This window comes from Methylobacterium sp. J-001, assembly GCF_022829565.1.
In the GTDB taxonomy this organism is placed as follows: domain Bacteria; phylum Pseudomonadota; class Alphaproteobacteria; order Rhizobiales; family Beijerinckiaceae; genus Methylobacterium.
This window is the reverse complement of record NZ_JAKSYN010000015.1, coordinates 1-6042: the sequence shown is the minus strand read 5'-3', so window position 1 is coordinate 6042 and position 6042 is coordinate 1. Positions and strand designations below refer to the sequence as shown.

Annotated in this window: 8 protein-coding genes and 2 pseudogenes; 9 read left to right on the top strand and 1 reads right to left on the bottom strand. The window is 68.6% G+C overall.

Going from position 1 to position 6042, the window contains the following annotated elements; genetic code table 11:
* The 7 genes from MKK65_RS00390 to MKK65_RS00360 form a co-directional block, all read left to right on the top strand.
* Positions 1–720: CorA family divalent cation transporter (locus MKK65_RS00390; RefSeq protein ID WP_243954332.1), on the top strand; the 720-nt coding region annotated here is incomplete at its 5' end.
* 696 nt (positions 721–1416) lie between these two features.
* Positions 1417–1575, top strand: a complete 159-nt coding sequence (locus MKK65_RS00385) for a DUF3606 domain-containing protein (protein ID WP_243954330.1) — start codon at positions 1417–1419, stop codon at positions 1573–1575.
* A gap of 190 nt (positions 1576–1765) precedes the next feature.
* A complete protein-coding gene (locus MKK65_RS00380) occupies positions 1766–2245 on the top strand; it encodes a hypothetical protein (RefSeq protein ID WP_243954328.1) in 480 nt (159 codons plus the stop codon).
* Positions 2246–2297: 52 nt separating this feature from the next.
* Positions 2298–2549 carry a hypothetical protein gene (locus tag MKK65_RS00375; RefSeq protein ID WP_243954326.1) on the top strand — a complete coding sequence of 84 codons (252 nt, stop codon included), beginning with the start codon at positions 2298–2300 and terminating at the stop codon, positions 2547–2549.
* A gap of 73 nt (positions 2550–2622) precedes the next feature.
* Complete coding sequence (locus MKK65_RS00370; RefSeq protein WP_243954324.1) at positions 2623–2919, top strand: hypothetical protein; 297 nt, start codon at positions 2623–2625, stop codon at positions 2917–2919.
* 48 nt (positions 2920–2967) lie between these two features.
* Positions 2968–3129 carry a hypothetical protein gene (locus MKK65_RS00365; protein ID WP_243954321.1) on the top strand — a complete coding sequence of 54 codons (162 nt, stop codon included), beginning with the start codon at positions 2968–2970 and terminating at the stop codon, positions 3127–3129.
* A gap of 120 nt (positions 3130–3249) precedes the next feature.
* Positions 3250–3546 carry a GCG_CRPN prefix-to-repeats domain-containing protein gene (locus tag MKK65_RS00360; RefSeq protein ID WP_243954319.1) on the top strand — a complete coding sequence of 99 codons (297 nt, stop codon included), beginning with the start codon at positions 3250–3252 and terminating at the stop codon, positions 3544–3546.
* Between the two features lie 224 nt (positions 3547–3770).
* Here the strand turns inward: MKK65_RS00360 and MKK65_RS00355 are convergent, their stop codons facing one another.
* Positions 3771–4283 carry a hypothetical protein gene (locus MKK65_RS00355; protein WP_243954317.1) on the bottom strand — a complete coding sequence of 171 codons (513 nt, stop codon included), beginning with the start codon at positions 4281–4283 and terminating at the stop codon, positions 3771–3773.
* A 347-nt stretch (positions 4284–4630) separates the two neighbouring features.
* Here MKK65_RS00355 and MKK65_RS00350 point away from each other — a divergent pair.
* Together MKK65_RS00350 and MKK65_RS00345 are read left to right on the top strand one after the other, a co-directional pair.
* Positions 4631–5057, top strand: a pseudogene (locus MKK65_RS00350) (LexA family protein).
* Positions 5054–5923: pseudogene (locus tag MKK65_RS00345) on the top strand (Y-family DNA polymerase); the annotation flags it as partial. The pseudogenes MKK65_RS00350 and MKK65_RS00345, both read left to right, overlap by 4 nt.
* Positions 5924–6042 lie beyond the last annotated feature (119 nt).

Here is a 6042-nt window from a genome sequence, read left to right as displayed (position 1 = left end):
CCACGCCCCGGCCCGAAACCTGCCCCGGCAGGCAGACTCCATGTCGTCATGGGGCCACGCGGCCTCGTCAACGGGCGCCGCGGACCGGCGGAGGCCCCGGACGCGGCCCGGGCCGCAGTCGAGGGCGGCGCTACCGTCGCCTCGCCGACCTTGCTTCTTGACACCCTCGTCGGGCACGCCGTCTCGGCGATGGACACCAACGGGCGGAGGCTCTCCGACGCCCTCGACGGGATCGAGGCCCACATCCTCGACGGACGGCCCCGCGACGACCGCCGCCGGCTCGGGCCGGTCCGCCGCAACGCGGTGCGCCTGCACCGCCAGATCACCGGCCTCGCCGCCGTATTCCACCGGCTGGAGGCTGACGGGGCGACGGACGACGTGCACGGACCCGCGGTCGCGGCAGCGGCGCGGCTCGCACAACGCCTCGACGCTCTCGACCGTGACATGACCCTGCAGGCGGAGCGGGCTCGACTGCTGCAGGAGGAGGTGTCCGAGCGCATCGCCGAGGCGACCAACCGGCAGCTCTACGTCCTGTCGGTGCTGTCGGCGCTGTTCCTGCCCCCGACCTTCCTCACCGGTCTGTTCGGCATGAACGTGAAGGGGTTGCCCCTGGGCGACGATCCGCACGGTTTCCTCGTCGTGTGCGGTCTCAGCCTGGCGTCGGCCGTCCTGGCCTTCGCGGTTATCCGCCTGCTCGGCATCCGACCGCCCAGAGCTTGAGCAGGTTTTCCGCGACCGTTCGTACAATCAACTGACCCCGGGGCGATTGCTCCCGCCCCTCATGTCCGAAGCGAGAGGCGGCCTGAACGCTCGCGCGCAAGGCGGGCACCGGTCAAGCGTCATCGGGTCGACGGACGCCGTTGCCCGGCCGATGGACGCCAGGCGCGCCATCACCTGCGAGTAGCGCGGCGACGAGTTCGGCCAGGCGCGACGGGAGGTCCGCGTTCTTGGGAGGCACCATTCGCCCTGCTAGCACCCGGGCGACCTCGGCGAGGACTGGTCGGTCCTCGCCATCGTGGTGGTGATTGCAATGGATCATGGCTTCGGCCTTCGCGAACGCGCATCATCCGACGGGCGCGGCCGACGAAATGTTCGATGTGGTGGATACTGGAAGAAGAGCGCCAAACGTTATTGGTTGCATTTTTCCCTGGGTTCCAATTCGTATGAGTTCCATACTCGATATGAATTGGAGCTCGCCCAAGGCGGACAGCCTCCGCTGCTGGCATCTTTCCGATTGCTTAAAGTCGGTCCCGATGTCGCCTTGCATGGACGGCGGGACGCGCCGTCGGATCGCCCGCCGAACCTGTGCATGAGCGGTGGAACGCATCTCCATGGATCGCAACACGACGGGTGCGGTCGCGTTGTCCCGACAGTGGACGGCGTCCCTTCGCGAGGCCTGGCAAGGAAAGAACACAGATGACCACCGAGACCGAACGCACGCACCTTGACATCCACGACAGGTCCAGCCGCGAGTCCTACGCCAGGCTGTTCGGGGTCAGCGAGGAGCAACTCCGCAAGGCTGTACGCCTCGTGGGCAGCCGCGTCAGCACGCTGCGTGGCCACCTCCGGCGCTGAGGCCGGGGCCGCTGACGGCTTGAGGCCGGAGGCGACGAGCGGGTTGGTCTCGGCCGCCGAGCCGTCCCCGGCGTAGCACGCGTTCAGCTGGGCTATGCCGGCGACGCCCTGGATGTTGCGGCGATGCCACGCCCTGTGGGATCGCGCGGATGAAACGGAACGGCGAACTCCACGGCCTGTTACCGAGGCCATGGAACACTATCGCTCGACCCTGGGCACCGCCGCCGTCGCCGCCATCGGCCTCTTCGTGGCGGCGCGCGTGCTGCACCCGGGCAACTTCGAATATTCGCCTCGTGTCGTGCGGCCGGTTCAGTCGCATGCCGCTACAACGTCGACCTCGGCCAGGAGCGATCCTCCAAACGGTGTGTACATGCGCCCAAGCGCGTCGTCGTCCGAGATGGCGGTGCTGGCCCCACGGCTGACCGCGCCGCTACCGGCCGGGATGAAGATGATGCCGGTCCTGCCGGCGGCGATGTTGGGTGCCGTCGCCGCACCCCGGCAGACGGGGGCGCAGCGACGGGGTAAAACCGCGATGCATTCCGTTCGCACCGGGCCGATGGTGGCGGCTCGCGCCCGGACGGCCCAGGCGTCGTCGTCGGACGCCAAGTCGGCGTCGACTGGGACGCCTGACGTCATGTCACGTGATCCCGTCTGCGGTGACGAGGGCTGATCACCCTGTTTCCCAAATAATCCAACCTGGGAGAAGACCCGTGAAAGCGCTTTTGACCGCCGGCCTCGTCATTGCCGGCCTTTTCCCCGCCGTTCCCGCGTTGGCGCAGAGCATCGACATCGGCCCCGGCGGCGTCCGGGTCGACCCGCGTTCGCCGCGCGAGCGTGAATACGACGCCATCCGTCGGGAGGAGCGCCGGGAGGAATTCCGCGAGGAGCGCCGCGACACCATCCGGGACGACATCCGCCGGGAGGAGCGCCGCCGCGATTTCGAGGATGGTGTGCCGCCCCGCGGACGGTACTGAGACGGGCGAACGCCGCTCACAGCGGAATGGCGGCGGGCACTGTCCCGCCGCGGGGCGGAAGGGCGATCACGTGATGCGAACGAAGCTCGTTGTCCTAGCCACCCTGGGAGCGATGGTGGCCGGCCCCGCCTGGGCGCAACAGGTCACGACGGGCGGCGCGGGCAACACCGGCGTCACCCCGCCCGTCGGCGGCGTCGGTCCCGGCGCCCGGGACCTCGGGCCCAGCCCGATCACCCGGGGCAACGAAGCCAGCCCCAGCAACTCGTCGGTTCCCGGCACGACACCGGACGTGAACGTCGGTGGCACCCCGACGGGCGGACCGTCCGGCACCGGCGGCACCTCCGGCGGCCCGTCCCTCAATGGGCGTTGAGCGGCCCGGCCGGGCATCGGCCTACTCCTGCGGAACAAGGATCAACGCATGAATCTCGTCACCATCCTCCTCATCGTCTTAATCGTGCTAGCGCTCGGCGGCGGCGGCTACGGCTACTATGGTGGCGGCTACAACGGCATCGGCGGCATCGGCCTGGGCGGCATCCTGATCGTCGTCCTGATCGTGCTGCTGGTGACCGGGCGGCTCTGAGGCCGGTGGCACCCGTCGGACGGATGAACAAGCTCCTCAGATCCGGGTCAGCCGTCTAGGGGCATCCTCCAAGCCATCCGGTCCGACACGGTCGGGCCGCGGGCCTTTGGAGATGCAGTCATGATGAGCAGGAAGGTGGCGGGCCTCGCCGCTTTGATCGGAGCAGGTCTCGCCTCCTCGGCGGCGGTCGCCGCCCCGCTCGGATACGAGTTTCGTCCGCCCGAGCGTGAGGCGATCTTAGAGCGGGTGGCCGGCGGCTGCGGTCCTGGCTTCCACCCCAACCCCTGGGGGCGCTGCCGCCCGAACGATTGGGGTCGGGGCGGTTTGGGCGGACCGCGCGTCGGTTACGGCTATGGATACGGCTACCGAGGCCCGGACGGCTACGACGGCCCACGTCGTTTCCGTGACGGTTACTGAATCGTGCACTTCCGGGACGGTGTCCGGTGGGTGGACGACGAAGCTGCTATAGCTTTGGCCGCATCGTCCGACCGGTGGCTTCCCGGCCGATGTTCGCGATGTCATCCAAGCCTAGTTCCTGGGCACGTCGCGGTGCCCGGGCGAAACCCGTTACGGGCCACACGCTCGGCTGCCCCGACCAGTGCCCCCGGCGCCATGGGGCGACGGGGGCTAGCAACTGAAGCCTACGGCTTGTTCTTGGGCGCCACGAACGGGTTCGTTTCGGTAGCCGACCCGTTCTTCGCGTAGCACGCCTCCAGCCGGTCCAGACCGGCCGCGCTCTTGTCCAGGGCGACCTTGATGGTCGCACCTTCCCCCTGGACGTCGAGCGCGTCGGCCAGCCTGAGCGCCTTCACGAACCGCTCGTCCTTCACCGGCAGCGAGACGGCGTTGCCCGAGGCGGCGACCTCGGCCTGCAGCACCGACGAACCCGCTGCCAACTCGACCGGGTAGCTCTTGCCGCGTCCGAGCTTCCACTTCGGCGAGCTCATGGTCAGGTCCAGACCGATCGCGTCGCGGGTGAATTGCACGTCGACCCCGTCGTCGGTGGTGCGGGTCATCGTGCACCGCTCGAACTTCTGGCCCTTCGAGACCGCGTCGACCTTCCAAGGGCCGATGGCCACCGTTCCTTCCGGCGTCTGGGCGTGGGCGGCGACGGTCAAGGTCGACAGGACGACGGCGGCGATGGCTATGCGCATGGGGGGCTCCGCGTTGCTTGAATGGAGTTAGGTCGCGAGACCGCCGGTGGTTTCCTGTCCGCCCCTGCAAACGCTGACCGGGCACGGACGGCATGAAGGCGAAATCACCCATGACGTATAAAGGGTGCTTGGCGCGCGCAGCCAGTCGTGCCCGATATGGGATACGTCTCGGAAAGAAGGCTACCCGTGCATCGCCGGGCGTGGGCTTGCATGCCCGATCCGCCGCCAGACCCCGGATGGTTATCCACAACCGTCCACATGGCGCGCGTTGCCACAAGCTTGGCAGCTTGGCGGAATCACTCGCTTGTGTTCCACTTTTGTTCTTTGCGGATTCGTGGAGCATGCGCATGCAGGTCCTGGGTATCACGGTCGGGTTGCCAACCCCGGTCCCCATCCTCGCGAGGGCGGTCCGTGCGGGCTTCCCCAGCCCAGCGGACGACTTCGTTGAGGACGAGATCGACCTCCAGCGTTGCTGATCGCGAACCGGCCGGCGACCTTCCTCGTCCGGGTGGCTGGCGACAGCATGCTGCTGGCGCGCCTGCACGGCGGCGACCTCGCGGTGGTGGACCGAACGCTGACCCCGCGCAACGGCGACGTGGTGGTTGTCGACATCGACGGCGAACGCTCCTTCAAGGTCTGGCGGCGGCACGGCCCGCGCGTGATCCTGTCCTTCGCCAACCCGCAATTCCGGAGTTCCGCCTCGCATCGGACGCGGTGGTCGAGGTCTGGGGCGTGGTGTCGGGTTCGATCAACCCGAGGCGCCGCGCGGAATGAGCGCCCGGGCCTACGCCCTCTCGGACGGCAACAGCTTCTACTGTTCTTGCGAGCGGGTGTTCGACTCCCGCTTAACCCGCGTGCCCGTGATCGTGCTGTCGAACAACGACGGCTGCGCGATTGCCCGGCCCCCGGAGGCGAAGGCGCTCGGCATCCGGATGGGCGAACCGTACTTCAAGATCCGCGACATGTGCCGGACCCAGGGCGTACGGGTCTATTCCTCGAACTATGCCCTGTACGGGGACATGTCGGCCCGGGTGAACACGGTCTACCGGGGCTTCTCGCCGCGCATCGAGATCTACTCCATCGACGAGAGCTTCCTGGACCTCTCGGACGTGCGCGAGGCCGACCGCGTGACCCTGTGCCGGGACATGCGCGAGACGGTGTGTGCATGGACGGGCCTCCCCACCTTCGTCGGCATCGGCACCACCAAGACGCTGGCCAAGCTCGCCAACCACGTCGCCAAGAAGGTGCCCGAGCTCGGTGGGGTCTGCGACCTGACCGACCTGGTCCAGTACGACCACTGGATGGCCCGCATCCCGCCGGAGAACATCTGGGGCGTCGGGCCCGCCAATGCCCGCAAGCCGGAGGCCCTGGATTGCGAGAGCGTCGCCGACGTGCGCGACCTCGATACCCGGGCGGTCCGCAAGGCCATGACGGTGGTGGGCGAGCGGCTCGTTCAGGACCTGCGCGGCATGGCCTGCCTCGACCTGGAGGAGGTCGCCCCGACCCGGAAGGGCTGCGCCGTGACCCGGAGCTTCTCCGACCGCGTCGAGGACCTTGCCACCATGGAGCAGGCCGTCGCCACCCACGCCGCCCGGCTGGGCGAGAAGTTGCGCGCCGGGGTGATCGGCCCCCACGAGGTGGTCCAAGGGTAGAGTTAGTGCACGGTGGGCCGCTCCGCCACGGGTAGCTTGGCCGGCGGAGCTGGTCTGGCAAGCGCAGCCGGCCAAGCGGAGAAGGCTGGCATGAACACCTCCGGGGC

Coding starts and splice junctions, on each gene's coding strand:
- MKK65_RS00385 (WP_243954330.1), top strand. CDS start 1,417: ATGACCACCGAGACCGAACGCACGCACCTTGACATCCACGACAGGTCC.
- MKK65_RS00380 (WP_243954328.1), top strand. CDS start 1,766: ATGGAACACTATCGCTCGACCCTGGGCACCGCCGCCGTCGCCGCCATC.
- MKK65_RS00370 (WP_243954324.1), top strand. CDS start 2,623: ATGCGAACGAAGCTCGTTGTCCTAGCCACCCTGGGAGCGATGGTGGCC.
- MKK65_RS00365 (WP_243954321.1), top strand. CDS start 2,968: ATGAATCTCGTCACCATCCTCCTCATCGTCTTAATCGTGCTAGCGCTC.
- MKK65_RS00360 (WP_243954319.1), top strand. CDS start 3,250: ATGATGAGCAGGAAGGTGGCGGGCCTCGCCGCTTTGATCGGAGCAGGT.
- MKK65_RS00355 (WP_243954317.1), bottom strand. CDS start 4,283: ATGCGCATAGCCATCGCCGCCGTCGTCCTGTCGACCTTGACCGTCGCC.